The sequence below is a fragment of the Enterobacter sp. Y17 genome, assembly GCF_019730495.1.
Classification (GTDB): domain Bacteria; phylum Pseudomonadota; class Gammaproteobacteria; order Enterobacterales; family Enterobacteriaceae; genus Enterobacter; species Enterobacter asburiae_B.
Genome location: NZ_JAASKP010000001.1, coordinates 1,000,549 through 1,027,443 on the forward strand (window position 1 = coordinate 1,000,549; position 26,895 = coordinate 1,027,443).

General features: G+C 49.8%; 35 protein-coding genes and 2 pseudogenes. 29 read left to right on the top strand and 8 right to left on the bottom strand.

Features of this window, described 5'->3' with window-relative positions; translation table 11 throughout:
• Positions 1–319 precede the first annotated feature (319 nt).
• The 25 genes from HCH49_RS22310 to HCH49_RS04685 all read left to right on the top strand — a co-directional run bounded on the left by HCH49_RS22310 (position 320) and on the right by HCH49_RS04685 (position 21,073).
• Positions 320–964: a DUF4055 domain-containing protein gene (locus tag HCH49_RS22310; protein WP_221702883.1), complete on the top strand. Its 645-nt coding sequence runs from the start codon at positions 320–322 to the stop codon at positions 962–964.
• Position 965: 1 nt separating this feature from the next.
• Positions 966–2,063, top strand: coding sequence for a hypothetical protein (locus HCH49_RS04575; protein ID WP_221702259.1), 1,098 nt, complete (start codon positions 966–968; stop codon positions 2,061–2,063).
• A gap of 80 nt (positions 2,064–2,143) precedes the next feature.
• Complete coding sequence (locus HCH49_RS04580; protein ID WP_221702260.1) at positions 2,144–2,914, top strand: hypothetical protein; 771 nt, start codon at positions 2,144–2,146, stop codon at positions 2,912–2,914.
• An 11-nt stretch (positions 2,915–2,925) separates the two neighbouring features.
• Entirely contained in the window at positions 2,926–3,879 is a 954-nt protein-coding gene (locus HCH49_RS04585) for a major capsid protein (protein WP_046092056.1), read from the top strand.
• 53 nt (positions 3,880–3,932) lie between these two features.
• Positions 3,933–4,160, top strand: a complete 228-nt coding sequence (locus tag HCH49_RS22360; RefSeq protein ID WP_409410441.1) for an Ig-like domain-containing protein — start codon at positions 3,933–3,935, stop codon at positions 4,158–4,160.
• A gap of 36 nt (positions 4,161–4,196) precedes the next feature.
• Complete coding sequence (locus HCH49_RS04595) at positions 4,197–4,679, top strand: DnaT-like ssDNA-binding protein (RefSeq protein WP_221702261.1); 483 nt, start codon at positions 4,197–4,199, stop codon at positions 4,677–4,679.
• Entirely contained in the window at positions 4,679–5,029 is a 351-nt protein-coding gene (locus HCH49_RS04600) for a hypothetical protein (RefSeq protein WP_221702262.1), read from the top strand. Before HCH49_RS04595 ends, HCH49_RS04600 begins: the two co-directional genes overlap by 1 nt.
• Position 5,030: 1 nt before the next feature.
• Positions 5,031–5,615, top strand: coding sequence for a hypothetical protein (locus tag HCH49_RS04605; RefSeq protein ID WP_221702263.1), 585 nt, complete (start codon positions 5,031–5,033; stop codon positions 5,613–5,615).
• Positions 5,612–6,022, top strand: coding sequence for a DUF4128 domain-containing protein (locus tag HCH49_RS04610; protein ID WP_221702264.1), 411 nt, complete (start codon positions 5,612–5,614; stop codon positions 6,020–6,022). The genes HCH49_RS04605 and HCH49_RS04610 overlap by 4 nt, the downstream gene beginning before the upstream one ends.
• 66 nt (positions 6,023–6,088) lie before the next feature.
• Positions 6,089–6,760, top strand: coding sequence for a phage tail protein (locus tag HCH49_RS04615; RefSeq protein ID WP_221702265.1), 672 nt, complete (start codon positions 6,089–6,091; stop codon positions 6,758–6,760).
• A gap of 65 nt (positions 6,761–6,825) precedes the next feature.
• Positions 6,826–7,137, top strand: a complete 312-nt coding sequence (locus HCH49_RS04620; protein ID WP_047652150.1) for a phage tail assembly chaperone — start codon at positions 6,826–6,828, stop codon at positions 7,135–7,137.
• Positions 7,138–7,184: 47 nt separating this feature from the next.
• Positions 7,185–7,448 (top strand): DUF1799 domain-containing protein, encoded by a 264-nt coding sequence (locus HCH49_RS04625; RefSeq protein ID WP_311775748.1) that lies wholly within the window; start codon positions 7,185–7,187, stop codon positions 7,446–7,448.
• Positions 7,445–10,357 (top strand): phage tail tape measure protein, encoded by a 2,913-nt coding sequence (locus HCH49_RS04630; protein ID WP_221702266.1) that lies wholly within the window; start codon positions 7,445–7,447, stop codon positions 10,355–10,357. The genes HCH49_RS04625 and HCH49_RS04630 overlap by 4 nt, the downstream gene beginning before the upstream one ends.
• Positions 10,358–10,476: 119 nt before the next feature.
• Positions 10,477–10,833: a hypothetical protein gene (locus HCH49_RS04635; protein WP_221702267.1), complete on the top strand. Its 357-nt coding sequence runs from the start codon at positions 10,477–10,479 to the stop codon at positions 10,831–10,833.
• Between the two features lie 64 nt (positions 10,834–10,897).
• Entirely contained in the window at positions 10,898–11,245 is a 348-nt protein-coding gene (locus HCH49_RS04640) for a phage tail protein (protein WP_213730120.1), read from the top strand.
• Positions 11,242–11,997 carry a phage minor tail protein L gene (locus tag HCH49_RS04645; RefSeq protein WP_221702268.1) on the top strand — a complete coding sequence of 252 codons (756 nt, stop codon included), beginning with the start codon at positions 11,242–11,244 and terminating at the stop codon, positions 11,995–11,997. The genes HCH49_RS04640 and HCH49_RS04645 overlap by 4 nt, the downstream gene beginning before the upstream one ends.
• A gap of 1 nt (position 11,998) precedes the next feature.
• Positions 11,999–12,721, top strand: coding sequence for a C40 family peptidase (locus HCH49_RS04650; RefSeq protein WP_221702269.1), 723 nt, complete (start codon positions 11,999–12,001; stop codon positions 12,719–12,721).
• Positions 12,721–13,311 carry a tail assembly protein gene (locus HCH49_RS04655; protein ID WP_087822681.1) on the top strand — a complete coding sequence of 197 codons (591 nt, stop codon included), beginning with the start codon at positions 12,721–12,723 and terminating at the stop codon, positions 13,309–13,311. The genes HCH49_RS04650 and HCH49_RS04655 overlap by 1 nt, the downstream gene beginning before the upstream one ends.
• 50 nt (positions 13,312–13,361) lie before the next feature.
• The gene (locus HCH49_RS04660; protein WP_221702270.1) at positions 13,362–16,547 is read left to right on the top strand and encodes a host specificity protein J; all 3,186 of its coding nucleotides are present in this window, start codon (positions 13,362–13,364) and stop codon (positions 16,545–16,547) included.
• The gene (locus HCH49_RS04665) at positions 16,547–16,849 is read left to right on the top strand and encodes a hypothetical protein (RefSeq protein WP_063440020.1); all 303 of its coding nucleotides are present in this window, start codon (positions 16,547–16,549) and stop codon (positions 16,847–16,849) included. Before HCH49_RS04660 ends, HCH49_RS04665 begins: the two co-directional genes overlap by 1 nt.
• Positions 16,849–17,526 (top strand): hypothetical protein, encoded by a 678-nt coding sequence (locus tag HCH49_RS04670; protein ID WP_126328656.1) that lies wholly within the window; start codon positions 16,849–16,851, stop codon positions 17,524–17,526. Before HCH49_RS04665 ends, HCH49_RS04670 begins: the two co-directional genes overlap by 1 nt.
• A 104-nt stretch (positions 17,527–17,630) precedes the next feature.
• A complete protein-coding gene (locus tag HCH49_RS22185) occupies positions 17,631–17,870 on the top strand; it encodes a cor protein (RefSeq protein WP_126328655.1) in 240 nt (79 codons plus the stop codon).
• A gap of 56 nt (positions 17,871–17,926) precedes the next feature.
• Entirely contained in the window at positions 17,927–19,210 is a 1,284-nt protein-coding gene (locus tag HCH49_RS04675) for a tail fiber domain-containing protein (protein WP_221702271.1), read from the top strand.
• A 172-nt stretch (positions 19,211–19,382) separates the two neighbouring features.
• Positions 19,383–19,802, top strand: coding sequence for a translesion error-prone DNA polymerase V autoproteolytic subunit (locus HCH49_RS04680; RefSeq protein ID WP_047652162.1), 420 nt, complete (start codon positions 19,383–19,385; stop codon positions 19,800–19,802).
• Between the two features lie 2 nt (positions 19,803–19,804).
• A complete protein-coding gene (locus HCH49_RS04685) occupies positions 19,805–21,073 on the top strand; it encodes a Y-family DNA polymerase (RefSeq protein WP_221702272.1) in 1,269 nt (422 codons plus the stop codon).
• 376 nt (positions 21,074–21,449) lie between these two features.
• Here HCH49_RS04685 and HCH49_RS04690 read toward each other — a convergent pair whose 3' ends face one another.
• Positions 21,450–21,788 (bottom strand): hypothetical protein, encoded by a 339-nt coding sequence (locus HCH49_RS04690; protein ID WP_126327659.1) that lies wholly within the window; start codon positions 21,786–21,788, stop codon positions 21,450–21,452.
• Positions 21,789–21,960: 172 nt separating this feature from the next.
• Positions 21,961–22,188: a phage protein gene (locus HCH49_RS04695; RefSeq protein ID WP_047652164.1), complete on the bottom strand. Its 228-nt coding sequence runs from the start codon at positions 22,186–22,188 to the stop codon at positions 21,961–21,963.
• A gap of 148 nt (positions 22,189–22,336) precedes the next feature.
• Between HCH49_RS04695 and HCH49_RS04700 the strand changes: the two genes are divergently transcribed.
• Positions 22,337–22,501, top strand: coding sequence for a YnfU family zinc-binding protein (locus HCH49_RS04700; protein WP_213729873.1), 165 nt, complete (start codon positions 22,337–22,339; stop codon positions 22,499–22,501).
• Positions 22,502–22,743: 242 nt separating this feature from the next.
• On the opposite strand, the gene HCH49_RS04705 is transcribed toward HCH49_RS04700, so the two are convergent.
• On the bottom strand, positions 22,744–22,962 hold the full coding sequence (locus tag HCH49_RS04705) for a cold shock domain-containing protein (RefSeq protein WP_042719078.1): 219 nt from the start codon (positions 22,960–22,962) through the stop codon (positions 22,744–22,746).
• Positions 22,963–23,249: 287 nt separating this feature from the next.
• Here HCH49_RS04705 and cspF point away from each other — a divergent pair, with 287 nt between their 5' ends.
• Entirely contained in the window at positions 23,250–23,462 is a 213-nt protein-coding gene (cspF, locus tag HCH49_RS04710) for a cold shock-like protein CspF (protein ID WP_072058474.1), read from the top strand.
• A 51-nt stretch (positions 23,463–23,513) separates the two neighbouring features.
• On the opposite strand, the pseudogene HCH49_RS04715 reads toward cspF, so the two are convergent.
• Together HCH49_RS04715 and HCH49_RS22365 are read right to left on the bottom strand one after the other, a co-directional pair.
• Positions 23,514–24,187: pseudogene (locus HCH49_RS04715) on the bottom strand (SOS response-associated peptidase).
• A 313-nt stretch (positions 24,188–24,500) separates the two neighbouring features.
• Positions 24,501–24,569, bottom strand: a pseudogene (locus tag HCH49_RS22365) (hypothetical protein); the annotation flags it as partial.
• Positions 24,570–24,710: 141 nt separating this feature from the next.
• On the opposite strand from HCH49_RS22365, the gene HCH49_RS04720 reads away from it, so the two are divergent.
• Complete coding sequence (locus HCH49_RS04720) at positions 24,711–25,031, top strand: cupin domain-containing protein (RefSeq protein ID WP_221702274.1); 321 nt, start codon at positions 24,711–24,713, stop codon at positions 25,029–25,031.
• A 45-nt stretch (positions 25,032–25,076) separates the two neighbouring features.
• Here HCH49_RS04720 and HCH49_RS22370 read toward each other — a convergent pair whose 3' ends face one another.
• Both HCH49_RS22370 and HCH49_RS04725 read right to left on the bottom strand, forming a co-directional pair.
• Positions 25,077–25,223: a YnaM/YnfT family protein gene (locus HCH49_RS22370; protein WP_350223650.1), complete on the bottom strand. Its 147-nt coding sequence runs from the start codon at positions 25,221–25,223 to the stop codon at positions 25,077–25,079.
• Between the two features lie 265 nt (positions 25,224–25,488).
• Positions 25,489–25,716, bottom strand: a complete 228-nt coding sequence (locus tag HCH49_RS04725; protein ID WP_048976582.1) for a hypothetical protein — start codon at positions 25,714–25,716, stop codon at positions 25,489–25,491.
• Between the two features lie 96 nt (positions 25,717–25,812).
• Here HCH49_RS04725 and HCH49_RS04730 point away from each other — a divergent pair, with 96 nt between their 5' ends.
• A complete protein-coding gene (locus tag HCH49_RS04730) occupies positions 25,813–25,977 on the top strand; it encodes a YnfU family zinc-binding protein (RefSeq protein ID WP_216786936.1) in 165 nt (54 codons plus the stop codon).
• 186 nt (positions 25,978–26,163) lie between these two features.
• Here HCH49_RS04730 and HCH49_RS04735 read toward each other — a convergent pair whose 3' ends face one another.
• A complete protein-coding gene (locus HCH49_RS04735; protein ID WP_032656808.1) occupies positions 26,164–26,382 on the bottom strand; it encodes a cold shock domain-containing protein in 219 nt (72 codons plus the stop codon).
• Positions 26,383–26,895: the final 513 nt, after the last annotated feature.

A 26,895-nucleotide genomic window follows, 5' to 3' on the forward strand; every position in this document is an offset into this window, starting at 1 on the left:
CTACCCGGCAGAGAACATCATTAACTGGCGAACAAAGCGTATTAACGGGCGCGATCAGCTGGTTCTGGTGGTACTGCGGGAATGCGTAGAAGAACCGGATGGTTACGCTTACAAGGACGAAATACAGTACCGCGAGCTGGCGCTGGAAGAAGGGCGTTTCATCTGCCGGGTATGGCGCCGGGCTGGTAGCACAGCAAGCGGAACATACACCGTTGACAGTGAATACCGTCCTAAGCCCAAAGGGCAGGACTACTGGGACGAAATCCCGTTCACCTTTGTCGGTGCTCAGAACAACGATCCCACTATCGATGATTCTCCCCTGGCCGCGCTGGTGGAGATAAACCACGGACATTACCGAAACAGCGCTGACTATGAAGACAGCGTATGGTTTTGTGGCCAGGTGCAGCCGTATATGACCGGACTCGATACCAACTGGCGCGATCACCTCGAGAAGAAGGGCGTGAAAATTGGTTCCCGATCACCGCTTTTGCTTCCTAAGGAGGGCTCGTTTGGTTATGCCCAGGCGCAGCCGAACATGCTGGCTAAAGAGGCCATGGACAGTAAGCGCGATTACATGGTGCAGCTGGGCGCCCGATTGATTGAGCAGAACGCCACGGCGAAGACGGCAACCCAGGCGAGCGGGGAGCAAACATCCTCAACGTCGGTGCTCGGTATCTGCGTATCAAACGTTTCTGAAGCCTATACGCTGGCGCTTGGTTGGTGTGCGAAATACCTCGGCGTTAAGGGCGAAACGACGAGTTACACCATCAATCAGGAATTCATCACGAAGGTTGCTGAGTCGGGCATGGTGACGGCAATCGTCAACGCCTGGCAGTCCGGTGCGTTACGCGATAGCGATATGATTCGCGCACTGCAGAAGCTTGACCTTATAGACCCGGCGGACAGTCCGGACGAGGTTATTGATGTGCTTCGCAATCAGGCACCAACGTTGACGGGAGGCTGATATGCCCACCATTAACGAAAGCCTGCGTGATGAATCTATCGCACATTCCGTTTGGTTAAGCCGCTACGCTACGGGCGTGGCAAACCGGATGGTGAAGTTGCTTAACGAGACGGATGCTGACTTGTCGGCACGTCTACTGGATACGCTGGACAGATTGCCTCCTGAGAGCTTCACCGTTAGCCGTCTGCAGAGTTTACTGGGCAGCGTGCGTGAGCTTAACCATCAGACCGTAGCCACCATGCAGGCAGGGCTCGAGAGTGAGCTGGTGGCACTGGCAAAGAACGAAGCCAGTTATCAGCTGAGCCTGTTCGATTCCCTTCTGCCATCACAGGTCTTGTCTCACTATCCGCTGCAGGGCATCACAGCCGATATGGTGTATGCCGCGGCGATGGCGCAGCCCTTTCAGGGGCGGCTGCTGAGTGAGTGGGCGGAGAATCTGGAATCGGACAGGCTGGCGCGGATCGTGAACGCCGTTCGCAGGGGGTATCTTGCCGGCGACACGGTAGAAACAATCGCGCGCAGTGTTCGCGGCCACGCCAACAAAGATTATCGCGACGGTGCACTGCAGATGAGCAGGGCAAATGCCGCCAGCATCGCTAAAACAGCTGTGAATCATCTGGCTGCCACAGCGCGCAACAGCTTCACCAGCACCAACAGCGATATCGTGAAAGGTAAACAGTGGCTGTCTACGCTGGACAATAAAACAAGTCATGACTGCATTATTCGTGACCTGTTGCGTTATACCCTGGATAACAAACCGGTCGGGCATAAGGTGCCTTACCTGCAGGGACCCGGGAAGATTCACTTCTGCTGCCGTTCTACTGAAACTCTGATTCTCAAATCGTGGCGCGAGCTCGGCATCGATATTGATGAGATGGACGAGAGCACTCGTGCCAGCATGGATGGACAAGTACCCGCTAAAACCACGTATCTGGAATGGCTCGAACGTCAGCCCGCTCAAAGACAGGACCAGGTGTTAGGCGTCGAGCGCGGCCGTCTGTTCCGAGCCGGTGAAATCAACCTGGCTGATATGTTCACTGACAAAGGCGAGTGGATCTCCCTCGAACGTCTTAAGCAGCTATCAGGTACTGACAACTAACAACCATTACTTTCTTCACGCCCTGGCATCCGCTGGGGCTTTTTTATGGGCGAGGCCCGGCAAAATCCCGAGGGGAAAATATGTTAATTCGAAACATGCTTCTGAAATTCTATGCACCAGAAAACGGCGGCGAGGTCAGCGGTGCCGGTGGTATCGAAATCACCCCTGAAATCCAGAAGCTGATAGATGAGCGCGTGACCAGCGAAGTCACTGGCCTGAAATCGAAAAACTCTGAGCTGCTGGGTACCATTAAGCAGCAAAAAGAAAACCTGTCTCGCTTCGATGGTATCGACCCTGATGCAGTGCGCGGGATCCTGCAGCGTTTTTCCGACGACGAAGAGGCAAAGCTGATTGCCGCCGGAAAAATCGATGAGGTGCTCGATAAGCGCACCGAGCGTCTGCGCGCTGACGTTGATAAGCAAATCAAAGCCGCAAATGAACGCGCGGACAAAGCCGAAGCGTTCTCCAACAAATTCCGGGATCGAGTTCTGGGCGATGCAATCCGTGCAGCAGCGTCAAAAGCTGGCGCGCTGCCGGAAGCATCGGACGATCTGATTCTGCGTGCCAAAGGCACATTCCAGCTCAACGACGAAGGCGAGGCCGTAGCAGTTGATGCAAATGGCGATGTTCTGTTCGGAAAAGACGGTAAAACCCCACTAAGCCCGCTTGAGTGGGCGGAGTCTCTTAAGGAGACGGCTCCGCATCTGTTCCCTCGCGCGGAAGGCACCGGCGCGGGCGGACACAAACCAAACGGTGGTGGCAACCTGAAACGTTCCGAAATGAGCGCCAGCGACAAGGCGGACTACATCCGCAAGCATGGCCAGCAGGCCTTCCTCAAACTTCCGAAATAAGGGATTAACTCATGTCTACCACTGTTAATAGTGACCTGATCATTTATGACGACCTGGCGCAGACCGCTTTCCTCGAGCGCCGCCAGGACAACCTGGCTATTTTCAACGCGTCCTCCAACGGAGCGATCCTGCTGGATAACGAGCTGATTGAAGGCGACTTCCGCAAGCGTGCATTCTACAAGGTGGGCGGCTCTATCGAATCGCGTGACGTTAACTCCACCGAAAAAGTGACGGGTAAGAAGATTGGCGCCGGTGAAGCCGTATCCGTCAAAGCGCCGTGGAAATACGGTCCATACGAAACTACTGAAGAAGCGTTCAAACGCCGCGGCCGCTCGGTTGACGAGTTCTCCGAAGTGATCGGCACTGACGTGGCTGACGCGACTCTGGAAGGCTATGTGAAATATGGCCTGAAGGCGCTGACGGCTGCTATTGGCGCAAATGCGGACATGGTGGTAACAGCCGATATCGAAACAGACGGCAAGAAGACCCTCACGCGCGGCCTGCGCAAATATGGGGACAAGTTCAACCGCGTGGTGCTCTTCGTTATGCACTCCGCCACTTACTTCGACATCGTGGATGAGGCGATCGCCAACAAAATCTACGAAGAAGCGGGCGTGGTGGTTTACGGCGGGCAGCCGGGCACGCTGGGTAAGCCTGTGCTGGTGACCGACACCATGGACGCTGATGCGATCCTTGGGCTGGTAGCTGGAGCGGTTACCGTCACCGAGTCTCAGGCGCCGGGGTTCCGTTCTTACGACATCAACGATCAGGAAAACCTGGCGATCGGCTACCGTGCTGAAGGTGTGGTGAATGTCGACTTGCTGGGTTACAGCTGGGATACCTCCAAAGGTGACAACCCGGACCTCACCAAAATCGGCACCGCTGGTAACTGGAAGAAGCACTTCACCAGTAACAAATCTACTGCTGGCGTGCTGATTAAGCTGGGATCCGCAGCGGGGGAGTAACGCTGTCAGCGGATAAAACCTCCGCAACCGCTGACAGCACCGATGCGGTCACCATTTCCCTGAAGTACACGCTAAACGGCGCAGGTGTTTCCGGCAAAACCGTTACCTGGAATTCAACCGGCGGCACGCTCAGCACTGCCAGTTCTCAAACCGGCTCTGCTGGTGGGGCGACGGTCAAACTTACCTCTGATACGGCAGGTACTTTCACAGTCACTGGTACTGTTGATGGTATTGCTAAATCGAGTGAGGAAATCACCTTCACCGCACCTGCTGCAGGCTAACCGATGGGGCGTAAGCCCCATTCTACGGATGCTCAGATGATTATTACTGATATCACCGCCTCTGACGTTAACAGTTACGCCAGTGAAGATGAACTGGTGTCATTTGCCGCGCTGAGAGGAGTTGAGCTGCCTGAAAAGCTCGCGCCGTTACTGATTAAGGCGATGGACTATCTGGAAGGGCTTGATTGGGTAGGTTCCAAAGCAGACCCTCGACAGCCGCTGGCATGGCCACGCGCAAATGTCATTCTGGATGGACACGACTTCCCATCCGACCAGGTGCCGCGGCAGGTTATCACCGCACAATGCATGCTGGCTATCGAGGCGATTGAGGGCGATTTGCTTTCAAGCGTTCGTGAGGCCGCGGTTAAAACCGAACGTGTCGAAGGCGCCGTTACCATGACCTATGCGGTTGCCGATGGTGAGGTGTTCACACCATCTTACCCGGCGGTAATGGCTATTCTCGGCGACCTGGCTGGTGGGCGTGGATATGCAATCAATACTTTCGCGGAGCGCGCGTAATGGCCATCAACTATCAGCGAATGCATGCGACAACGACTCGTATGCTCGAGCAGAACGGCATTGCTTACGACGTCACGCGTAAGGGCACGTTAATCGTCATCGGTGGTGTGGAGCATCGTTCCGAGGATATCCAGTTCACCGCCACAGGAGTGAAGACGGATTACGCGCCAGGCGAAATTGATGGAACCGTCATTGAAAACGGCGATGTTCGGATTGTCTTCACCGCTGAGAAGGAAATTAAAACCGGCGATCTTATCGACATGGACGGCGTAAGGCATCGCGTGGTTAAGCCTAATCCGGTGAAACCGGGCGGTGTGGTGCTCTGCTACAAATCTCAGTTAAGGGCATAACATGGACGATAATAAGGCGTTCACGGCTGCCATCACCGCGTTCGTGGACAAAGCCAAAGCGAATCAGGAAGCGGTCGTACGTGCTGTCGGCATTCGGATCCTTAATCAACTGGTGATGACGTCACCTGTCGGCAACCCCGAACTCTGGGGCATCAACCAGACGGCAGCTTCTTACAATCAGGCGGTATATGACCATAACGAAGCGCAAAAATCGGACCCTGCCAATCTGACTAAAACCGGACGGCTTAAGAAGAAGGCTCGGCTGGTGGATGGGATGGATATCAAAGCGCCGCCCGGATATACCGGTGGACGGTTTCGGGGCAACTGGCAGGTGTCTTTTGATGCACCGACCACAGATGAAACGGGCCGTGTCGATAAAACCGGAAATCTGACAAAAGCCGCCGGCAGTTACACGCTGTCGCTGTTCAAAGTCGGGATGAAGGCTATTTATTTCTGCAACAACGTCCCTTACGCGTATCGCCTAGAGATGGGGCACTCTTCCCAGGCTCCGGGAGGGATGGTACGCATTACTGCTGCTGAGTTTCAGCGATTTTTTGAGGAAGCAGTAAGGGAGGTGACTAAATGATTCCCGATATCGCGGCGGCGCTGGCCGCCAGGCTCGGCGAGTGGGCTGATGCTGAAGGGATCCCAGTTGCCTGGGAAAACGTGCCTTTCACACCGCCATCTGATGGGCTCTATCTTGCTGTCCATGACATGCCCGCCACACCGCGTACGCTGGACCTTGGTTTGCGCTGCCGCATTTATTCAGGTGTATACCAAATAAACGTTGTGGCCCCAGTCGGCATAGGCCGTACCGATGTTGTGGCCCTGGCAGACCGCGTGGCTGAATTGTTCCAAGAGGGGCAGGAGATTGAAGGCAGGGGCTTTACATGCTGGATAGATCAAACGCCTAGTGTTTTCCGCGGTATCACTACATCTGTTTCTTATACCGTTCCCGTTAGTCTCAATTACCGAGCTGATATCTCCAGCTAATCCTCACAACCTTCTAAACCTGACCGGCTCTTTGCCGGTTTTCCCGTTTCTAAAGGAGTAACCAATATGGGCTTTGCATTGCCTAACGGCGCTCACGTCTATCTGGCATCGGGTTATGGCCCAGCCATTACTTTCACCGGGGCGACGAACGCCGAAAACATGGTTATCACCGTGAGTGAAGCTGACAAACTCAAGGTGGATGATATTGTCCATGTGAACTGCAACTGGTCCGGTGTTGATAACGTCATTGCAAAAATTGATGCGATTGCCGAAAGCGCCGTAACTCTTCGCAACATCAATACCACCAACAAAAACAAATATGTCGCTGGTGGCGGTACCGGTTCGATCCGTAAGGTGCTTGAATGGACCGAGCTGCCGCAAATTACTGAGGTGTCGAAATCTGGTGGCGATCAGAACACCACACAGATTCAGTTCCTGAGCGACGACCGCCAGCGAAACCTGAACACCTATAAATCCGCAGTCTCCCAGACCTATTCGATCGCGCATGACTCCTCGCTCCCCGTATATCCGCTGCTTCGCCAACTGGACGAAGACGAAGAGACGGTTGCGGCTTACATGTACGTGCCGAAGGCGAAGGAAAACCGTTACTGGGCGGCCACGGCGTCCTTTGACGACACGCCAACTACTGCGGTAAACGAGGTAGAGACAGTAAGTGTGGTGCTGAACCTGCAGTCACCGGCGATGACGTTCTACAAGGTGACTGACACTGCTGCCTGACCCGTCAGCGCTTTCACTATTCCATGCCTCCCATAACGGAGGCTTTTTTTCGTAAAGAGGTATCGATGGCGACCAAATTCACCCTTCAGCCCAAACCTACATTCAAGGCCAATGTCTCGATCCCCCGCGCTGGCGATGAGGATGGCGTGCTGACGTTCACGTTCAACCACAAGCCACTTAAAGAGCTGGCTGACCTGGAAAAACTCGAAGGTAAAACCGCCACTGATTTTCTGATGGAAATCATTGCTGGCTGGGCACTTCCCGATGCATTCAACGCGGAAAACCTGTCGGTGCTTTTGGAAAACTATCCGGCGGCGATGAAGGCCATCCCGGAAACCTACTACCGTGAGCTCTTGGGGCAGCGTGAAAAAAACTGATAGCGGTTGCCTCTGCGTTCTATACGCCTGAACCCACAGCGGCAGACCTGGCACCTTACGGGCTTACGCCGGATGACTACGACGATCAATACATCTACGTCTGGCCAGATGTATGGCCTTCATTCCTGGTGTTTCAGGCTGTCAGTACGCAGTGGCGCACGGGTATGGGAGGCGCATCAGGGCTTGATTATAACGTGCTGCCCTGGGTGATGCGTTTGCACAACGTCGACGACGAGGCAACCGCGCTTTCGGACATCCGGGTGATGGAAAGTGCTGCGCTAAAAATTATGCATAAAGAGAGGGCGGAATGAGTAACGATATCGCCACGATTTCCCTGCGTGTAAATACCAGTGAGCTGGAGCGCGGTAATCAGGCACTGGATCGCTTTCAGGAAACCGCGACCGCCGCGGCAGGTAAAGCGGATGACCTGAACAGTACGTTCCGCACCGGTATCGACAACCAGAAGAAGAACAGCGAAAGCCTGAAGCAACAGCGCCAGGAGCTGCAGAACCTGTTGAATAAAATCAGCCCGGTCAACAAGGCGCTGGATGAACTGGACACGATCCAGGAGAGCCTGGCGAAGTTTCGCGGTAAAGGGCTGGTGGGAGACGAGGACTTTACTCGCTACAACAGCGTGCTTGAGACGACCCGAGCTAAACTGGCGCAGGTCATGGAGTCTGAGACCGCAGAGGGGCGGGCTCGCATTGAACAGGCACAGGCAGCGCAGCGTGCAGCTGCGGCGGGCAAAACCTTTATCGATTCGCTGGAAGAGCAGGTCACAGCAATCGGAAAAACTCGCGCAGAACTGTTAGAGCTAAAAGCAGCCCAACTTGGCGTGTCCGATCGTGCTGCACCGATGATCGCCCGACTGAAAGAGCAGGAGGAAGCGTGGAAGTCAGGAGCGATCAGCGCGGGGCAATACCGCAACGCAATGCGTTATCTACCAATGCAAATGACTGACATCGTAACTTCATTGGCGTCCGGTATGCCGGTTTATATGGTAGCCATTCAGCAGGGCGGCCAGCTGCGAGATTCGTTTGGCGGTGTAGGCAATGCTCTGAAAGCGATGCTGTCGATGGTGACTCCTGCCCGAGTGGCCATTGGTGGCTTGGCTGGTGCCGTTCTGATTGCGGCAAAAGCGGGCTCGGACTACTTCACAGCTTACGACGAAATTAACAAGGCTGTTATCAGGACTGGCAACATTGCCGGCACGTCAGCGCTCCAGATCATGGCTTCCTCTCAGTCTATTGCTGCCTCTACTGGCGCTACTGTAGGAACCGTTCAGAGTTTGATGACTGAGCTGGTTGGCATGGGATTGCTGACACAGCAGCAACTTGAAAAAGCGGCGGGCTCCACGGCGCTGGCGGTTCAGACCGGTATAGTCTCGGCGCAGGACATTGCCAAAGCCTATAAGGACATCGAAAAAGACCCTGTTAAAGCGCTGCAGAGTCTCAACGAACAATATAATTTCCTGACCGTTTCACAACTTAAGCATGTTGACGATCTGATAAAGCAAAAGGACCAGACCGCGGCCGTTACGCAGGCTATGGACCTGTTTGGCGATACGATGGCAAAACGTGGGGAGCAGGCTTACGACTCGCTGACACCGTTTGGTCGCCTGTGGCTGGATATCAAAGGCTGGGCGTCTGAGAGCATGCAGAGTATCGGTCAGTGGGTAGCTGAGCTGGCATCAAACACACTGAAGGAATTTAACGCAATTTATTACAGCGTTGCGATCGTTTTCCAGAAGCTGAACCAGAACATTTCATCCTCTATCGCCGCCGCGATTAACCTCGTTCCCGACTGGGCGAAAACAGATACTTTGCAGGGATGGCAGGACTACAACGAACAAATGGCCGGTGCTTATGGCAACAGCGTCTCTCAACTGAAAAAAGACTGGGATGCCGCTGATATCAGTGCAGGTAAATACCTCGATACGACCAGAAAGATAAGTACCGCAACCACCCAAAAGGATCGGGAAGATATTGCTGCTTTTGGCAAAAAGTCGAAAACCGGAAAGCAGGGCACTATATCGGCTGGCGATCGCAGCACGGATGCTGCTCAGGCCGAGTTACTGGCGCTTCAGGCACAGTTACGCGCGCTGCAGCAGCATAAAGGGTTGAACGACACCATCAGCCAGCAGCGCAAAGGTCTGTGGACGACTGAAGCGAAATTTCAGGTGCTGGAGGAGGCCTTGCGTTCACGTTCACTGACAAAGCAGGAACAATCCCTGCTGGCGAGTAAAGACCACGTGCTTCAGTTGGCACGGCAGAAAGCCCTGTTAGGTGATCAGATTTCCGCGCAGGAACAGCTGAACAAGCGCATGGATACCTCGCAGAAATACGTCACGCAGATGGCTGAGAAACAGGCCGCATTACTGGGTGGCGCGGGGATGAGTGACCGCCAGGCGCAGCGAGAGCTGGCAAAGAGCCAGCTCGCCGCCGGCTGGAAAAATTCAGGTGGTTCGCTGGATGATGGCGGATATCAGAAGCAGCTTAAAGCGGCGAATGATTACTATGATGCAGAGGACAGGTTGCGTGGCGACTGGTTGACCGGCGCGAAAAAGGGCTGGGCTGATTTCGAAGACAGCGCGACCAATGTCTACTCCCAGGTGCAGACGGTTACCAGCAACGCATTCACCGGCATGGCCAGCACCCTGACTGATTTCTTCACAACAGGTAAATCTAACTTCTCAGATTTCTTTTCCACTTTCCTCAAGGGCATCGCCCAGATGCTGACCCAACTGGCTCTGGTTAATGGAATGAAGTCTGCGTTTGGTGGAACCGGTATCGGCGCGTTCTTTGGTTTTTCAGGTGGTGGTTTGGTCCCCGGTTTTGATGGAGGCGGCTACACGGGAGATGGGGGTAAGTACCAACCGAAAGGCGTAGTACACGGCGGTGAGTTTGTGTTTACGAAGGAAGCGACCCGTGCACTGGGTGTCGGCAATCTCTATGCGCTTATGCGTGGAGCTCAGGGGTATGCAAACGGCGGTTATGTTGGCACAGCCCCAATGTATGGGCTGCAATCGAATGCAGCTGGTGGCGTAACCGTTCAAACTTCCGTGGTCGTTCAAAACCAGAACACACACCAGCAGACTTCCGGCAATAACGATGCTATTTCTCGGGCTTACAAACAGACCATCGATCAGTCTGTTCGTACTGGAATTGCCAAACAGCTTCAGCCTGGTGGTCTAATCTGGAATGCGACGAGATCGAGATGATGAATAGTGACCGTTATTTGTTATATCCCTTTTTGGTAATCGTGTCACAAATAACCACCATCCGGGCATTTTGACTGGTATGATTATGTCACTGAAATTAATGGCTTAAGGGACACGAAATGGCTTTAGTTAAGGTGACGGCTCTGTGGGTCGGGGATGAAAAATCGAGTATTTCATTCGTTTCTCCAGTTCTGAATGACAAAAAACTCAATTATGACAATGCTTCCTTCGGTTTTGGCGTTGTAGAAAACTACGAGACATGGGGAGTCGAACGATACCCATTTGTAATGGAAGAATTTGGGAAAGGTTTAGCCCTTCTTGATTGGGGGTCAACAATCCACAAAAACATAGCCACAATTGATGTATTGGATGTCCCTCTAAATGTTGACGGCATCATTACATACAACGAAATTGACGAGAACGGATCGCAACGTGGGCCTTATGTCTACCGAATTTCGACTGTGGAATCGTTTTAATAATAAATAGGATCTCACGTGATTAACCCAGCCTTCGCTGGGTTTTTTTATGCCCGGAGGAAAGGTGGCGATCGAAAAATTTACCTGGCGAACCCAGATTCAAGCGGGAATGGAAGGGGAGTTCACTTACGCAACACGCTCTGCATCCTTCGGAGACGGCTTTGAACAGATCGCCGGTGAAGGCATCAATCCTGGAAAACAGTCATGGCCAATGACCTTAACGGGAAAAAAGGCAGAGATGCTCGATGCGCTGAGTTTTTGCCGCAAGCACATCACAAAATCCTTTATCTGGACGTCTCCTGTTGGCGAAACCGGTTTATACCGGATTGAAGCTGATTCCATTAAAGCCCAGCCGCTATCCAGCAAAGTGATGACCATAAAAGCAACCTTCAAACAGGCATACGCACCATGATTACTGAAGATTATCAACGCCTCGAACCGGGTGAAAAAATACGTCTTCTTGAGGTAGACGGTTCTGCGTTTGGTCTGGACGACGTTCTGCGCTTTCACGCTTATAACCTCCCGCATACTGAAGAAGAGATTGCGGCTGCTGGTGGCGACGAATCAAAGTTAAAGGCGAAGAGTATCTGGTGGCAGGGCGAAGAGTATGGTGTCTGGCCATATAAGCTCGAGGGACTGGAAGCTTCAACCGATGGCAGTAGCGCCCAGCCGACGCTCACCGTTGCCAACGTTGACAGCTCTATCACTGCGCTCTGTCTGGCCTATGACGATATGCTGCAGGCCAAAGTTACGATTCATGACACTTTTGCGCATTACCTGGATGCGCGTAATTTCCCTGATGGAAATCCAACAGCAGATCCCTTGCAGGTGAGGAAGCGGGTTTTCTATATCGACGGTAAAAATAGCGAGCTTCCCGGTGAAAGTATCGAGTTTGTTCTTACAAGCCCGATGGATCTGCAGGGATTGATGATTCCGACCAGACAGCTGCATTCCCTTTGCACATGGTGCATCCGGAATAGGTACCGCACCGGCGATGGGTGCGATTATGCCGGCACGCTTTACTTCGACAGAAACAACAATCCGGTAAGCGATCCCTCATTGGATGAATGCAACGGCACGCTCACCGCATGCAAGCTTCGGTTTGGTGAACACAATGAACTTCCTTTCGGTGGTTTTCCAGGAACATCTTTGATCAGGAGTTAACATGCGTCAGAAAACAATTCAGGACATCCTGGCGCATGCTGCGAAAGACTATCCCCACGAATGCTGCGGCGTGATAGCGCAGAAAAGCCGGGTGGAACGCTATTTCCCATGCCGTAATCTGGCTGTCGAACCAACTGAACAGTTTCACCTTGCGCCAGAGGATTACGCTGCTGCTGAAGACTGGGGGACGATAACGGGAATCGTACATAGTCACCCTGATGCGACGACCCAACCAAGTGAACTGGACAAGGCTCAATGCGATGCAACGTTGCTGCCCTGGCATATTGTCAGTTGGCCGGAAGGAGACTTTCGTACCATTACTCCCCGCGGAGAATTGCCGCTGCTCGGGCGCCCGTTTGTGCTCGGACACTACGACTGTTGGGGGCTGGTGATGAGCTATTTCCGGCAGGAGCATGATGTCGAACTTCAGGATTACCGTGTTGATTATCCGTGGTGGGAGGACTCCTATCCGGATAATTTCTATCAGGATTGCTGGTACGAATGTGGGTTCCGAGAATTCAGTGGATCACCAATCCCGGGCGATTTGATCATCATGCAGGTGGAATCGAATAAGTGGAACCATTCAGGGATCTTGCTGGAGGGGAACATGCTTCTCCATCATCTTTATGGTCACCTCAGTCAACGTGTGCCATATGGAGGTTACTGGATGGAGAGAACCATGAAAATTGTCAGGCATAAAAGCCTAATCATGCAGGAGGGATAATGTGCGAATCCGTCCGTACTGTTCGTCTATATGGTGTTTTGGGTACTACGTTTGGCCGCGAATTCCAACTTTCGGTAGCCTCACCAAAAGAAGCCATCCGCGCATTGTGCGTTATCGTGCCAGGCTTTGAGCGTTTTTTGAATACCAGCAAGCAGCGCGGCCTAACCTACGCTGTTTTCAGCGGTAAGCGTAACCTGAACGATGATGAGCTCTCTATGGATCAGAGTACAGCTGACATCCGTATTGCGCCGGTTATCCTCGGGAGTAAACGTGGTGGAGTATTCCAGACCATCTTAGGCGTGGCTTTGGTCGCAGTTGGTGCTGTGGCGTCATACTTTGGCGGTGGTGCTGTCGGCGTTCCTCTAATGCAATTTGGCGCTGCGATGGCCCTTGGCGGTGTCGTTCAAATGCTTTCTCCACAGACAACAGGACTAGCCAGCAAGCAATCGGCAGACAATAAGGCCAGCTACGCATTTGGTGGAGTAACCAATACGACAGCCCAAGGTAATCCTGTGCCGCTCCTTTACGGCAAACGCCGCATCGGTGGAGCGATCATCTCCGCCGGTATCTATGTAGAAGACCAACAGTAAACAGATTTATCAATAAGCCACCTCCCGGTGGCTTTTTTTATGGGCGCAATATGGCTACAGCAACCGCTATTAAAGGCCGCAAGGGCGGCAGCTCTAGTTCAAGAACTCCTACAGAACAGCCAGACGATCTGCAGTCAGTAGCCAAGGCAAAAATCCTTCTCGCGCTGGGAGAGGGGGAGTTTGCTGGTGGCCTTACTGCGCGCGATATTTATCTCGATGGCACCGCACTTGAGAACATAGATGGTTCACAGAACTTCAGCGGTGTGGCGTGGGAGTTTCGTTCTGGAACTCAGGCGCAAAAATACATTCAAGGGATCCCGGGTACCGAAAATGAAATTAATGTAGGTTCCGAAGTTTCCAGCTCTACAGCGTGGACGCGCACGTTCACCAATACGCAGCTTTCAGCTGTTCGCCTGCGTCTAAAATGGGCTTCTCTCTTCAAACAGGAGGATGATGGCGATCTGGTTGGCTATTCGGTCAACTACGCAATTGACCTGCAGACAGATGGCGGCACCTGGCAGACGGTGCTAAATACCAGCGTGACAGGGAAAACCACCTCTGGTTATGAACGCAGCCACCGTATTGATTTACCTCAGGCAGGCAGCACCTGGACCATCAGGGTGCGCAAGATTACAGCTGACGCAAATAGCGCGAAGATTGGCGACACGATGACGCTGCAAAGCTTCACAGAAGTAATCGACGCCAAACTGCGCTATCCGAATACCGCGCTACTGTACATCGAATTTGATTCGAGCCAGTTCAATGGCTCGATACCGCAAATATCCTGCGAGCCTCGCGGACGTGTTATCCGTGTGCCCGATAACTATGACCCAGAAACACGAACGTACAGCGGCATCTGGACGGGCGCTTTTAAGTGGGCATGGACAGATAACCCTGCGTGGATATTTTACGATCTGGTGGTCACTGACCGCTTCGGCCTTGGTAATCGGCTAACGGCAGCCAATATCGACAAATGGACGCTTTATCAGGTCGCTCAATATTGTGATCAACCGGTACCGGATGGTAAGGGTGGTAGCGGAACTGAACCTCGTTACACCTGCAACGTATACATTCAGGATCGAAATGACGCTTACACCGTCCTGCGTGACTTCGCCGCCATTTTTCGAGGCATGACCTACTGGGGAGACGATCAGATTGTTGCCCTTGCGGACATGCCCAGAGATGTCGATTTTACCTACACGCATGCTAACGTTGTCGACGGCAAATTCGTATATTCCAGCAGCACAACCAAAAGTCGCTACACAAACGCTCTTGTATCCTGGTCTGATCCGGCAAATGGCTATGCTGATGCAATGGAGCCCGTCTTCGAGCAGGCGCTGGTGGCGCGCTATGGTTTCAACCAGCTTGAGATCACCGCCATCGGGTGCACCCGACAGTCTGAGGCAAACAGGAAAGGGCGCTGGGGGATCCTGACCAACAATAAAGACAGGGTTGTAACGTTTGACGTTGGTCTGGACGGCAATATTCCTCAGCCGGGCTACATAATTGCTGTTTCTGATCGCAGTCTCTCTGGTCGAGATTTAGGCGGTCGATTATCCGCGGTTAATGGTCGTGTACTCAAACTTGACCGGGTGCCAAGTGCTAAGGTCGGTGACAGGATAATGGTAAACCTGCCGTCGGGTATTACCCAATCCCGGACGATTCAGTCCCTGTCCGGTGAAATGGTCACCGTAACAACTTCCTTTAGTGAACTTCCGCAGGCTGAGGCTGTATGGGTAATTGAATCTGATGAACTCTATGCGCAGCAGTACAGGGTAATTAGTGTCACCGATAACAGTGACGGGACATATACCATCACGGGGGCAAATCACGATCCGGATAAATATGCCCGAATCGATACGGGTGCCATCATTGATCAGCGGCCGGTGAGTGTCATTCCTCCAGGTAACCAGTCGCCGCCAGCTAACATCGCGATCAGCTCGTTTTCGGTGGTTCAGCAGAATATCAGCGTCGAAACCATGCGAGTGAGCTGGGACCAGGCACAAAATGCCATCGCCTATGAGGCGCAGTGGCGCCGCAACGACGGGAACTGGGTTAACGTGCCTCGCAGCTCCACCACTTCCTTTGACGTTTCCGGCATCTACGCCGGACGGTACCTGGTACGCGTGCGAGCTATCAACGCAACGGAAATTTCTTCCGGGTGGGGATATTCAGAAGAGAAGACGTTGACCGGCAAAGTGGGCAATCCGCCCAAGCCAGTGGGCTTCATGGCTACAGGCATTAACTGGGGTATTCGTCTGAACTGGGGGTTCCCGGGAAACACCGGAGATACCCTCAAAACAGAAATCCAGTACACGGCCAACAGCGACTTCTCCGAACCGTTGCTGCTATCGGACGTACCTTATCCATCAGTTGAATATACTCAGCTCGGGCTGAAAGCCGGGCAGGAATTCTGGTATCGCGCGCAGCTGGTTGACAGAACGGGTAACGAGTCCGGCTATACCGACTGGATCAGGGGAATGTCTAACGATAATGCTGATGATTATCTGGGTGAAATCGCAGACGATTTCCTTACCTCGGCCGACGGCGACCGCCTGACCAGCGATATTGATACCAATCTTGAAGCTGCAATGCAGAACGCGCTGGCCAACCACGGAACAGTTGAACATCAATGGGCGCAATACGGAGAGGTACGCGCCGATATCTTGGTTGTGAAAACGACTATTGCTGAGGTGGACAGGGCAATGGCCGAAATGTCGACACAGGTGCAGGCGCAGATCGATAACGTCAACGCTTCCCTGGAAGACAAGCTCACAGCCGTCGTCGATGCCTCTGGTGCTTCGGCAATCTACACCCTCAAAACAGGCGTGAGGATAAACGGGGTGATTTACAACGCCGGGATGTCGATTGCTGTGCTTGCTGAGGCCGGGAAACCGGTAGTAACCAGGGTTGGCTTTAACGCTAATCAGTTCGTGCTGATGAGTGGCAGTGGTGATACCCAGTATTCACCGTTCGCAGTGGTTAATGGTCAGGTCTTTATTAGCTCAGCGTTTATTCAGGATGGCACGATCACCAATGCTAAAATTGGCAACTTCATCCAGTCCAACAATTACGTACCAGGGCAGTCCGGGTGGAAACTGGACAAAGGCGGTACCTGGGAAAACTACGGCAGCGATGGGCAGGGCGCAAGAAAGACCACGAACGTTACTGACAGCATCAGGGATGCGAATGGTGTCCTCCGCGTACAGATTGGTAAACTTACAGGAGTATTTTAATGACGTGGGGCATTCAGACATGGGATGCCAATGGCAATCCGAACAATTATGGTATTAAGCCAGTTTCAGTGGTCGGACGTATTCAACTTTCTGAGGGGCAAAACTCTGGAAGCTGGTCGTTTACCATTCCGGCAGGAATGAAGGTCGGATTTGTCGTTTCTCTGGATAAGGGGGCGGTCTCGGTAGGGCGCAGTATCGTCGCCAGCGGAAATACGATAACTCTTGGCGCGGCAAACAGCGTTGGGATTGGAAACTATCCAGCCTCTGAATGTGAGCTCGTAGTTTTTGTGGAGAAAGCATAATGGCAGATTATGGCGCACTGATAGCTCTGGATAATGGAAATCCCTTTATTACGCCTCAGTCCACGCCATTTTGTCTCTACAGGAGGGTAGTGGTTAACTCAGTAGCAAGCGGGGCATATCACGGTGCATCTGCAACAATAGCTCTGGACGTTTCTTATCCGGCGATGGTTTTTTGCAAAACGAGTGATACTGCTCAGCCTACTGTGGTTACTGCAGCCAGATCAGGAGGAAATATTCTTGTTGGATCAAGCAATGCCTATGGACAGGCACATACATTAACGGCTTACATCTTTGCTATTTATCCTCAGACATTGCCAAAATGGGGATTTGCTATCTGGGATGCCACCGGGAAGTTGGTTCTGACAAACGAGAGTCGGATATTGAGTGACCTTGTGACTGTTGGGACGCCTGGAGCTACGACAGGTGGAATTAATATTGACGTCACTCTGCCTGGTAGTTATGCGGTGGCACCCGCTATTCTTGGCTCCCAGATCATCCAGAACAATAACACTAAACCACCCACTATTGTGAATATCACAGCCTACTCAGGATGTCGGTTTAATGGTTCATCAACCAGAATTAATGCCGCGCCCTCGACAACGGCTACCGGTTCTGCTGCGGGTGGGACAACGACTGGAATAGCTTTGACGGCTATCAACACCGCCGCCTATGATTGATCGTTTTAAGCGATCAAATTCACTTAATTGATCTGTTATATCTATTTTATATTTCAGTACCGCTGCGTTAGTTTTCACTTAATAAAAACTAATCAAGGTGTGAAATGACGAAAATAATGTTAGCGATGGCATTTTGCCTGTTTCTTTCTGCTTGCTCTGGTTCAGTTCTGCAAAAGCAAAAGCCATTATGCGAGGCAGAAGCACTTATTGGAGGTCAGGTTCTGTCGGTACAGATTTACGATGTGCGCAAAGTAGCCAATCAGACAGAATATAGGGCAGGCTACCCCTTCAATTGGCGATGGGTAAGCAAAAATAACTTCACCAGGTCGACCTGTTCAAAGTGAACAAAACAAGAACCCGCTTCGGCGGGTTTTTTATTATCTGCACTCAGGAGTCTTTTATGTCGGCAGGTACCCTCACCCTGACAAATGGATCCGCTATTGTTGGCGGTTCCGGAACCTCTTTTACTACCGAACTTGCCGCAGGTGACTTCATTGTCTCTACTGTGGGCGGCGTTCCGTACACGTTACCAGTAAAAACGGTAGATAGTGATACCCAACTGATACTGGTCAGCAACTTTACCGGGCCAACGCAATCTGGCGCGGCCTGGTCAGCGGTCCCGCGCGTGGCGCTGAACATGGTCACTGCTGCGCTGGTGGCGCAAAGTGCTGAAGCGCTGCGTGGACTGAATTACGACAAACAGAACTGGCAAAGTATTTTTTCTGGAACCGGAAATGTAACGGTAACCCTGCCAGATGGCACAACATGGACGGGCCCAGCCTGGAATAGCATTACAACATCACTTTCAGGCAAGGCGGCAAAAGGTGCAAACCGCGACATCACCTCTCTCAGCGGACTTACGACAGCGCTATCTGTAGAACAGGGCGGTACCGGTTCGACAACGGTATCAGGCGCTCGCACAAACCTCGGTTTAGGAAACAGCTCTACCAGGGATGTTGGAACAGCAGCGGGAACAGTGGCCGCTGGTAACGATTCACGATTAAATTCCGTCGATCAGAAAGCGGGTGGGAAAATCACGAGCCCAATTACAGTCCAGCCCGGCGTAGGCGGTAATCCCGGATTTGCCATCAGTTCAGGAGATAATGGTGGCGGTGGTTTGATGAATAACGGAATCAGCCTGATCGTTGCCAATGGGTATAACCCAAATACAGGAAATTATGTCAACATTCTTAGAGGAACCTGGTATACAGGGGAATGGACATTCGGGGGGGCCCGTGGCGGCGGGGCTAATTTTGATAACGTGACATTGGGCCTGAAAGGGTCTGATCAGGAAGGACTTGTTGCATGGGTATTCCATTCAAATGGCGCTGCGATAGGCAATTGGGTAACTTCTTCCGATGAGCGCATTAAAGAAAATATAACGGTAATAGCTGATCCGCTTATGAAAATGCAGCAGCTTCGAGGCGTTGAATGGGACCGCCTCGATACTCCTGCGCACGGGTATGGCTTCATAGCTCAGGAAGTCGAGAAGGTTTTTCCTGAAGCAGTTAAATCATATGGAAAAACAACCTTACGAGATGGCTCAGAAATTGAGGATGTAAAATCAGTAGATACCTTCGGTGTGGCCGCCGCCCTTCACCATGAAGCAATCCTTGCTCTAATGGAAGAAGTTAGTTGCATCAAAAGGCTAATCAAAGAACTGGATGTAGGGGCGTTGGATTAAAACTACTCAATTGGAGTTTGAATCGAATAATTTACAAAAGTCATAATTCGAAACGAGAGAGAAACTTAGAAACGAAACGGCGAAGCTTTAAGCAGTGAGGGTAGGGCCTGTATCTTGCGGACACTTACAAATAAAACTACTGTATATAAAAACAGTGTTTGAGGTGTGCAATATGGAATTTATCAGGCCTGCAGAACTGCGAGAAATTATCGCTCTCCCGCTTTTCAGTGACTTAGTTCAGTGTGGTTTCCCAAGTCCCGCAGCTGATTACGTTGAACAGCGTATCGATCTCAATGAGTTACTTGTCGCTCACCCGAGCTCCACATACTTCGTTAAAGCCGCTGGCGATTCAATGATCGAGGCCGGGATCAGCGACGGTGATTTGCTGGTGGTGGACAGTTCGCGCACAGCTGAGCACGGTGACATTGTCATCGCCGCGGTGGAAGGGGAATTTACTGTTAAACGCCTGCAGCTACGTCCAACTGTCCAACTCATCCCAATGAATAGCGCCTATAGCCCGATTGTTGTAGGCAGCGAAGATACGCTCGACGTTTTCGGCGTTGTTACTTTCATCGTCAAATCGGCGAGCTGAGTATGTTTGCGCTCTGTGATGTGAATTCGTTCTACGCATCATGCGAGACGGTGTTTCGGCCCGATTTGAAAGGGCGGCCGGTTGTCGTTCTCTCGAATAACGATGGCTGTGTAATCGCACGCAGCGCCGAGGCCAAGGCCGCTGGAATTACAATGGGAGAGCCTTTCTTCAAGCAAAAAGACTTATTTCGGCGCGCTGGGGTTGTTTGCTTCAGCAGCAACTACGAGCTGTACGCAGACATGTCGAACCGGGTAATGACGACGCTTGAGGAAATGAGCCCCCGCGTCGAAATTTACAGTATCGATGAAGCTTTTTGCGACCTGACTGGCGTTCGCAACTGCCGGGACCTGACTGACTTCGGGAAAGAGATCCGCGCTACGGTTCAAAAGCGTACGCACCTGACAGTTGGGGTCGGCATCGCGCAGACCAAAACCCTCGCTAAGCTCGCAAACCATGCCGCCAAAAAATGGCAGCGGCAAACGGGCGGGGTAGTGGACCTATCCAATCTTGATCGCCAGCGCCGACTGCTTGCTCTGGTTCCGGTGGAGGACGTCTGGGGCGTCGGCAGGCGCATCAGTAAGAAGCTGAACGCCATGGGCATCAAAACGGCTCTCGACCTCTCAGAGCAGAGTACGTGGATTATTCGAAAGCACTTCAATGTCGTCCTGGAGCGAACTGTCCGGGAACTGCGCGGCGAACCATGTCTGGATCTGGAGGAGTTTGCACCAGCTAAGCAGGAAATCGTCTGCAGCCGGTCATTCGGCGAACGCGTTACTGAGTATGAACAGATGCGCCAGGCTATTTGCAGCTATGCCGCCCGTGGTGCTGAAAAACTGCGGGGTGAACATCAGTACTGCCGCTTTATCTCTACGTTCGTGAAAACCTCTCCCTTTGCGCTTAACGAGCCGTATTACGGTAACAGTGCGTCCATGAAGCTTCTCACCCCCACTCAGGATTCTCGCGACATCATCAACACCGCTGTAAAGTGTCTGGACAAAATTTGGAAGGATGGCCACCGGTACCAGAAGGCAGGGATCATGCTTGGGGATTTTTTCAGCCAAGGCGTGGCCCAGCTCAACCTGTTCGATGAGAACGCGCCGCGTGCTGGTAGCGAGAGGTTGATGGAAGTTCTGGATTATCTGAACGGGAAAGATGGAAAGGGAACGCTTTATTTTGCCGGGCAGGGCATACAGCAGCAGTGGCAGATGAAACGGGATATGTTATCTCCACGGTATACTACGAGGTATTCAGACCTAATAAAAGTTAGATGATCCTTTAAACGGTATATTCATTCTAACCTAATTATCGGCTATGAGTATTAAGATTAATATGTCTACTACTATGCTTTTGTAATGTAAATAAGCCCCTGCAATTATACAGGGGCTTATGGGTATGATGCCGGGTGCCTCCCGGTGAGTCATTGAACTAACCACTCGTGACTCGCTGCTTCAGAAATTCAGGATGAGCCGCTGGATATACAAATCATCAGGTTAATTAGCCCTGCCGCTGAGGAGGATTCATCATTAAACCGAATGTAACAGCAATGCTTAGCAAATGATACAATATTTACTGATGTGCCTCATGATTTTCTTTCGCAGTTTTCACGGTCACGGAATTTTCAGATGGTGAAGGTTAAAATATCGATGTTTATTTCTTTACTTTAAGTCTTGAGACAAAGGTTAAGGTTTTATCTTCTGGGCAAATCATTAGAAAAATTGCTGTGGGAGATTTTTCTAAACGTGTAATTCCATGCAGCATCTGGTAGAGTCTTTTTTTTAGTTTTTCTGCTCCATCTTTTTCAGACTCCCACTCTAAAACTGCCTGACCCTCTGAACCAATGAATGCATGAGATGGAAGTTTGACACCTCGGTTTGACTTACTTGAATAGTTTCGGTCATGCAAGAGACCCAAGATAAGAGGGTTGATATTATTATCTGAGAATGGGGCTTCAAGAACTATTAATACTGTATAATGCAGGATTTTCATGGAAGCCTTATGATTGCCTCAGCAATAAAGTCATATTGCCATGGTGTTGGATGTACATGTCTTAATTATAAATGTTTGTGTGGGGGTAAAAAAAGCCTGCGTTAAGCAGGCTATAATAATTAAACGTAGTTATAATAATGATTTCATGAATGTCTGCGTTGAATCCCTAGCGTCAAAGATACTTCTGCGCCGCATCTAATATTTCCTGAGAGGTAAGCTCTCGATCTGATGCCACATGGACCACTTCATGGTCACCTGTTAAAGAGGGAAAACCTGCTGACATTATCTGAAGGTTTATCACTTCTCCATTAGGATATTCTTCGCGTATTGATGTCACACCTTTAAGCACAGTGATAACTTTACTTGGCTTACCATTAAAAAAAATGATTACTTTTTTCATATATCACCATGTATTTTGAGGGTTTCTAGCCCCTGCAGGTGGTCGAAAGGGTTCTGTTTGTTCATTTTTTTTGCCTCTTTCGAAATTAAAACAAGCATTATACTTTCTTAACGTGTACTGTAACGGTCCATTTGAACTGGAGAAGTCTATGTCTGCACGTAAAAACACTCAATTCCGCCGAAATTATTTAGTAAAATGTCCTTGTCCAAACTGCTCAAAAGATTCCGAACATAGTTATAATCGTGTACAAAAGGGGGCTCAGTTGGTGTGCCCATACTGCTGTGCTTTGTTCAAATCTTCCCAGCGCTTCTAAAAAAAATATTAAAAAAATAAGAAGTGATGCTTTTGGAGGCTGCCTAACCTCTTACGCACTTTAGTATTTTATAAGCAGTTAGCTTCTGCTTTGAGACTGTTCATGCAGCAGTCCTGCATTTCATCACATCGGTCAGCAAACTTGATGGTAAGTAAATATGCTGGCCTGTTGTAATGATGTGAGTAACCGAACATCACCTTTCACTGATAAAGTCATGCTGGCTTAAGCAAACCATCTAAAAATTATCTATCGCAAAGTGTTACATTGGCAGCGATTGGACCTTTAGTTCCAGCTATGATAGCGAATTTGACTTTTTGTCCTTCAAAAAGAGTATTAAATGTTTCTCCCAGCAGGGAAGAAGTGTGAACAAGAACATCTTTACTTCCATCGAGTGGGGAGATAAAGCCAAACCCCTTATCTTCGTTAAACCACTTAACAAGACCTATGATTTTAGATGACATACAAACTCCGTTTGAACATTTCAAACTGACAAGCAAGCTCATGATAAGAAACGTATGCTGGTATATGTATGGACTCAAGAGGAGGGATATCAGAGATAACACCTAGTTATGAGAACGGCTTTTGGAAAAGTTAGATTCATCATCGCACCGAATCAGCCAAACCATTAAGGCACGTGTTGAATGATTAAGCAAATTTTATCTTAGCCTTCTAGAAGGCCGTTAAAATAGTGTTAGCTATTATTAACTGATCCTGTATAGTGAAATCTGGATTACCATTAGGAAAATATTTGTCTCGTAAAATGACAGGAATTGTCAAAAGTTTTGACTTCAAGAGCGGAAAGGGATTGATTATCCCATCAGATGGCAGAAAAGATGTTTTTTTGCATGTTTCTGCGTTAAGTAATAGTGAAAGCCAAACGTTAAAGCCAGGTGTTCGTGTTGAATTTTATCGTATAAATGGACTTAGTGGTCCGATGGCTGCAAATATATTTCTTTCTTAAAGTAAGATAATATTTAGCCAAATATAAAGTGCGCATCAAAAGAACTACAGATTATATATCTGCGTGTTCTATCATTTTTCTCCCCTGATTTTTCCATTTCCAACATCACGGGCCACCGCATGCCAGATAAACTTGTCGGTTGGTACAGCGCCGTCGGCCGCTATCTCTTGAGCTTCTTTCCCTCCAACGTCCTGACGCATCCATTCCCTTGCTGCTACTGCTGACAAAACCAGTGGCCGGCGGTCATGAATATCCACCAGGCCTTTGTCAGCTGCAGATGTCACTATGAGGAAACCTTCCGATTCATCGCCGCGTTCGAATGGCGTACTGCCGATCGCGGCCATAAATATCGGCTGACCGTCTGCCCGGTGAATAAAATATGGCTGCTTTTTGTCGCCTTCCTTCTTCCACTCGAACCATCCATCAGCAAAGCAGATTGCCCGGCCATGCTGCCAGAGAGGTTTGAACATCCTGCTGGTGGCCGCTGTCTCGACACGCGCGTTTATCAATGGTGTTTTATCCCACCATCCGGGCGCGTAAGACCACAGGACCGGATCGAGATGCAGCTGCTCGTCATGTTCGCTCAGCAACAGAACTTTGGTACCTGGCGCCACGTTGTAACGTCCAATAGGCTCAGGGTCGTATGCGATGTCGCGATCGGCTTCATCGGCCAGGTAAGCCAGATATTCTTCACGCGTTTGAGCTTGTGCAAAGCGTCCACACATAGAAACCTCGAACCAGATGTCAGACTTAAAGTATAGGGCAGGGAGAATAAGGGGGGCGCACTGGCTAAAGTTAGGGGCAAATTTAGGGGCAAAAATGCGAAATAGGGGCAAAAAAAGGGCACTAAAGTTGTAGTTCTGGGTAGCTTTAGGGAGAAACTATAATACTATAACTAATTGATTTAAAATAAAAAACAAATGATATCAATGAGTTGGAAAAATCAGCGTAGCTTATTCAGGTTGTATTGCTCTTTTTTGTTAATTTCTTGATTCTGTTGCATTTAGTACTACCTTCGGAGCCAGCAGGGGCAAACATTGTATGCCGCGTATGGTACGGATTCCGGCGACGAATACCAGCACGTTTTACAGCGGGGTTATATCTGGCGCTGCAACGCTGTCAGCGTGCTCTGCGATTTCAGGATCTCATATAGCATCTTACTCGTGTTAGTTTTCCATATTTGTTATATGACCGCAGGGAACTTATATGGCATAAGAGCGTTAAATGAACATCAAAAGGAATGACTTTATGTCGCTTTATGACCTCAAAACAGAAGCACTTGCCTTACCGGAGACCTGGTACTCTCGTGTATTGGGCCGCATTGGAACTGCAAATCTCAAAGTTTTACGAATGGATGAACGCTCAGTGATTGAAGAGGTTCATGAGTATGACGAGGGGTTACTTGTCATTGATGGACGTCTGGAGTTGAGCGTGGATGGTAAAAAAATCTCTGTAACGCCTGGACAGCTCTATATCGCTAAAGCTGGCGCTCCCCATACTGTAGAAACAGGCAGTTTTGGCACACTGGTTATCATAGATTTACCAGAAACGGAGGTGGCTCAACTTTAGGCCGCTTGTAGTAAAAATCATTAAAAATAACGAATTGCGATAAGGTTATTGATTGTCAGGATTGTTCGACGTGCTGATCCAAACTTTAATCAGACTCAACGTTATCAACCCCATAACAACGGCAACAGTGGTTACTACAATATAAGATGTCATAAAATAATCTTTTCTGGTAAGAGTCTTCATTTGACTCATTTCTTTTGCATTAGTTCCTGCAAAGAGCAAAATTTTAATGAAAAGAAGTGTCGAGTTTTAGTCAGTGTTATTTTAATAAAAATGAGAGGGTGTATTTGCAGGTTTTATAAAAAAATGCCTGCATTTAGCAGGCTTTAAAAGTAAGGCATTTTTATTATTTTAATTCAAAAGATAAAGCCTAAAACGCTCACTGAAAATACTGGTGATTTTACTGAGGTTTTATCTTTCCTTTTGTGAAGTACTGAGATTTAGCCGGAAATGCTGATCATAAATGGATTTTTGCAGCATCAAGTATCTTCTGAGAGGTGAGTTCTGTATCAGAGGCAACATAAAGAAAGCTGCGATCTCCGGTTAAAGATGGGAAACCAGCAGACATAATCTGAAGGTGTATTTCTTCACCGTCCGGATATTCTTGTCTTACGGACGTAGTTGCTTGTTGCACTGTGACAACTTTACCAGGTTTCCCATTGAAAAAAACGATTACATTCTTCATAAACCACCCTGTGTTTTTGAGATCTTTCCAAAACTAAAGCAAGCATTTTTTAGCTTTAACGTGTATGGTGGCAGTCCGTAAAATCAGGAGATGCCTATGTCTGGACGTAAAAATACACAATCCCGTCGAAATCATTTAGTCAAATGCCCATGTCCAAATTGTTCTAAAGATTCAGAGCATAGCTTTAATCGCGTACAAAAGGGCGCTCAACTTGTCTGCCCGTACTGCCACGCTTTGTTTAAAACCACTCAACGATTATAAATCAAAGTAGTGGAAAAATGAGTTAGCTTTGAGTTTAGATTACTTGTGCACCAGTTCTGCACTTCATCACATTAGTTAGCGCACTCGTTAAGAAAATATGTCGGCTGTTGATATGAATAACAGTCATATAATCCAGGACCCGTTTACTCAGAAAACCTTGTTGGTAATCACGGGCCATTGATAATATTATCTATCCAGAAGAATGACATTTGCAGCAGCAGGACCTTTATCGCCGCTGAGAATCGCAAATTCGACTTTCTGACCTTCAAATAGTGTATTAAAGCTTTCTCCCTGCAGGGCAGAGAAACGAACAAGAACATCTTTACTGCCATCAAGAGGGGAGATAAAGCCAAAGCCTTTATCTTCATTAAACCACTTAACCAGACCTTGAATTCGTGAAGACATAAATACTCCTTTAAAGACTCTTTAAATGATAAGAAATGACTAAAACGTATGGACTCAAAAGGAGGGGATATCAGCGATAGCGCCTGGTTATGAGGACTGCGTGGTAAAACATTGTATTCGGTATTGCATCGAACCAACTAAATCATTAAGGCATGGACTGTGCTGATAAGCAAACGTTATTTTAGCCATCCGGATGGCTTTCGTGGCGCGTTTCCGGTCACGTTGAATCTGGTATCAATTCTTGATAAAAAGTCGTCGGCTTGATGTTCGCATTTGCGAATCCGGGGCAGGAAAAAGGGTTGCGCGCATTGACCTTGTGAATATATTTTGATTAGGCTATGTATGTTCAGCACCACGCTTTTTCTTTAAATATTATCCCATTGGAAGGGTTTAACGTGTTCAAGCTTAGTTCATCTCTACTGGCCATTTTCCTGCTGTCAGGCTGTAGCTCCGATCTGGTTCTCAGTCCACCTAAACAACCCGAATACAAGTCAATGCCTGAAATAACTCAGT

Bases quoted from the DNA above. Each gene is read 5' to 3' on its own strand.
- HCH49_RS04685 (WP_221702272.1), top strand. From the start codon at position 19,805: ATGTTTGCGCTCTGTGATGTGAATTCGTTCTACGCATCATGCGAGACG.
- HCH49_RS04655 (WP_087822681.1), top strand. From the start codon at position 12,721: ATGTGCGAATCCGTCCGTACTGTTCGTCTATATGGTGTTTTGGGTACT.
- HCH49_RS04670 (WP_126328656.1), top strand. From the start codon at position 16,849: ATGGCAGATTATGGCGCACTGATAGCTCTGGATAATGGAAATCCCTTT.
- HCH49_RS04675 (WP_221702271.1), top strand. From the start codon at position 17,927: ATGTCGGCAGGTACCCTCACCCTGACAAATGGATCCGCTATTGTTGGC.
- HCH49_RS04620 (WP_047652150.1), top strand. From the start codon at position 6,826: ATGGCGACCAAATTCACCCTTCAGCCCAAACCTACATTCAAGGCCAAT.
- HCH49_RS04690 (WP_126327659.1), bottom strand. From the start codon at position 21,788: ATGAAAATCCTGCATTATACAGTATTAATAGTTCTTGAAGCCCCATTC.
- HCH49_RS04705 (WP_042719078.1), bottom strand. From the start codon at position 22,962: ATGTCATCTAAAATCATAGGTCTTGTTAAGTGGTTTAACGAAGATAAG.
- HCH49_RS04615 (WP_221702265.1), top strand. From the start codon at position 6,089: ATGGGCTTTGCATTGCCTAACGGCGCTCACGTCTATCTGGCATCGGGT.
- HCH49_RS04645 (WP_221702268.1), top strand. From the start codon at position 11,242: ATGATTACTGAAGATTATCAACGCCTCGAACCGGGTGAAAAAATACGT.
- HCH49_RS04580 (WP_221702260.1), top strand. From the start codon at position 2,144: ATGTTAATTCGAAACATGCTTCTGAAATTCTATGCACCAGAAAACGGC.
- HCH49_RS04605 (WP_221702263.1), top strand. From the start codon at position 5,031: ATGGACGATAATAAGGCGTTCACGGCTGCCATCACCGCGTTCGTGGAC.
- HCH49_RS04610 (WP_221702264.1), top strand. From the start codon at position 5,612: ATGATTCCCGATATCGCGGCGGCGCTGGCCGCCAGGCTCGGCGAGTGG.
- HCH49_RS04695 (WP_047652164.1), bottom strand. From the start codon at position 22,188: ATGAAAAAAGTAATCATTTTTTTTAATGGTAAGCCAAGTAAAGTTATC.
- HCH49_RS04600 (WP_221702262.1), top strand. From the start codon at position 4,679: ATGGCCATCAACTATCAGCGAATGCATGCGACAACGACTCGTATGCTC.
- HCH49_RS04575 (WP_221702259.1), top strand. From the start codon at position 966: ATGCCCACCATTAACGAAAGCCTGCGTGATGAATCTATCGCACATTCC.
- HCH49_RS04665 (WP_063440020.1), top strand. From the start codon at position 16,547: ATGACGTGGGGCATTCAGACATGGGATGCCAATGGCAATCCGAACAAT.
- HCH49_RS04650 (WP_221702269.1), top strand. From the start codon at position 11,999: ATGCGTCAGAAAACAATTCAGGACATCCTGGCGCATGCTGCGAAAGAC.
- HCH49_RS04630 (WP_221702266.1), top strand. From the start codon at position 7,445: ATGAGTAACGATATCGCCACGATTTCCCTGCGTGTAAATACCAGTGAG.
- HCH49_RS04680 (WP_047652162.1), top strand. From the start codon at position 19,383: ATGGAATTTATCAGGCCTGCAGAACTGCGAGAAATTATCGCTCTCCCG.
- HCH49_RS04720 (WP_221702274.1), top strand. From the start codon at position 24,711: ATGTCGCTTTATGACCTCAAAACAGAAGCACTTGCCTTACCGGAGACC.
- HCH49_RS04595 (WP_221702261.1), top strand. From the start codon at position 4,197: ATGATTATTACTGATATCACCGCCTCTGACGTTAACAGTTACGCCAGT.
- HCH49_RS04725 (WP_048976582.1), bottom strand. From the start codon at position 25,716: ATGAAGAATGTAATCGTTTTTTTCAATGGGAAACCTGGTAAAGTTGTC.
- HCH49_RS04730 (WP_216786936.1), top strand. From the start codon at position 25,813: ATGTCTGGACGTAAAAATACACAATCCCGTCGAAATCATTTAGTCAAA.
- HCH49_RS04735 (WP_032656808.1), bottom strand. From the start codon at position 26,382: ATGTCTTCACGAATTCAAGGTCTGGTTAAGTGGTTTAATGAAGATAAA.
- HCH49_RS04700 (WP_213729873.1), top strand. From the start codon at position 22,337: ATGTCTGCACGTAAAAACACTCAATTCCGCCGAAATTATTTAGTAAAA.
- HCH49_RS04585 (WP_046092056.1), top strand. From the start codon at position 2,926: ATGTCTACCACTGTTAATAGTGACCTGATCATTTATGACGACCTGGCG.
- HCH49_RS04660 (WP_221702270.1), top strand. From the start codon at position 13,362: ATGGCTACAGCAACCGCTATTAAAGGCCGCAAGGGCGGCAGCTCTAGT.
- HCH49_RS22185 (WP_126328655.1), top strand. From the start codon at position 17,631: ATGACGAAAATAATGTTAGCGATGGCATTTTGCCTGTTTCTTTCTGCT.
- HCH49_RS04635 (WP_221702267.1), top strand. From the start codon at position 10,477: ATGGCTTTAGTTAAGGTGACGGCTCTGTGGGTCGGGGATGAAAAATCG.
- HCH49_RS22370 (WP_350223650.1), bottom strand. From the start codon at position 25,223: ATGAGTCAAATGAAGACTCTTACCAGAAAAGATTATTTTATGACATCT.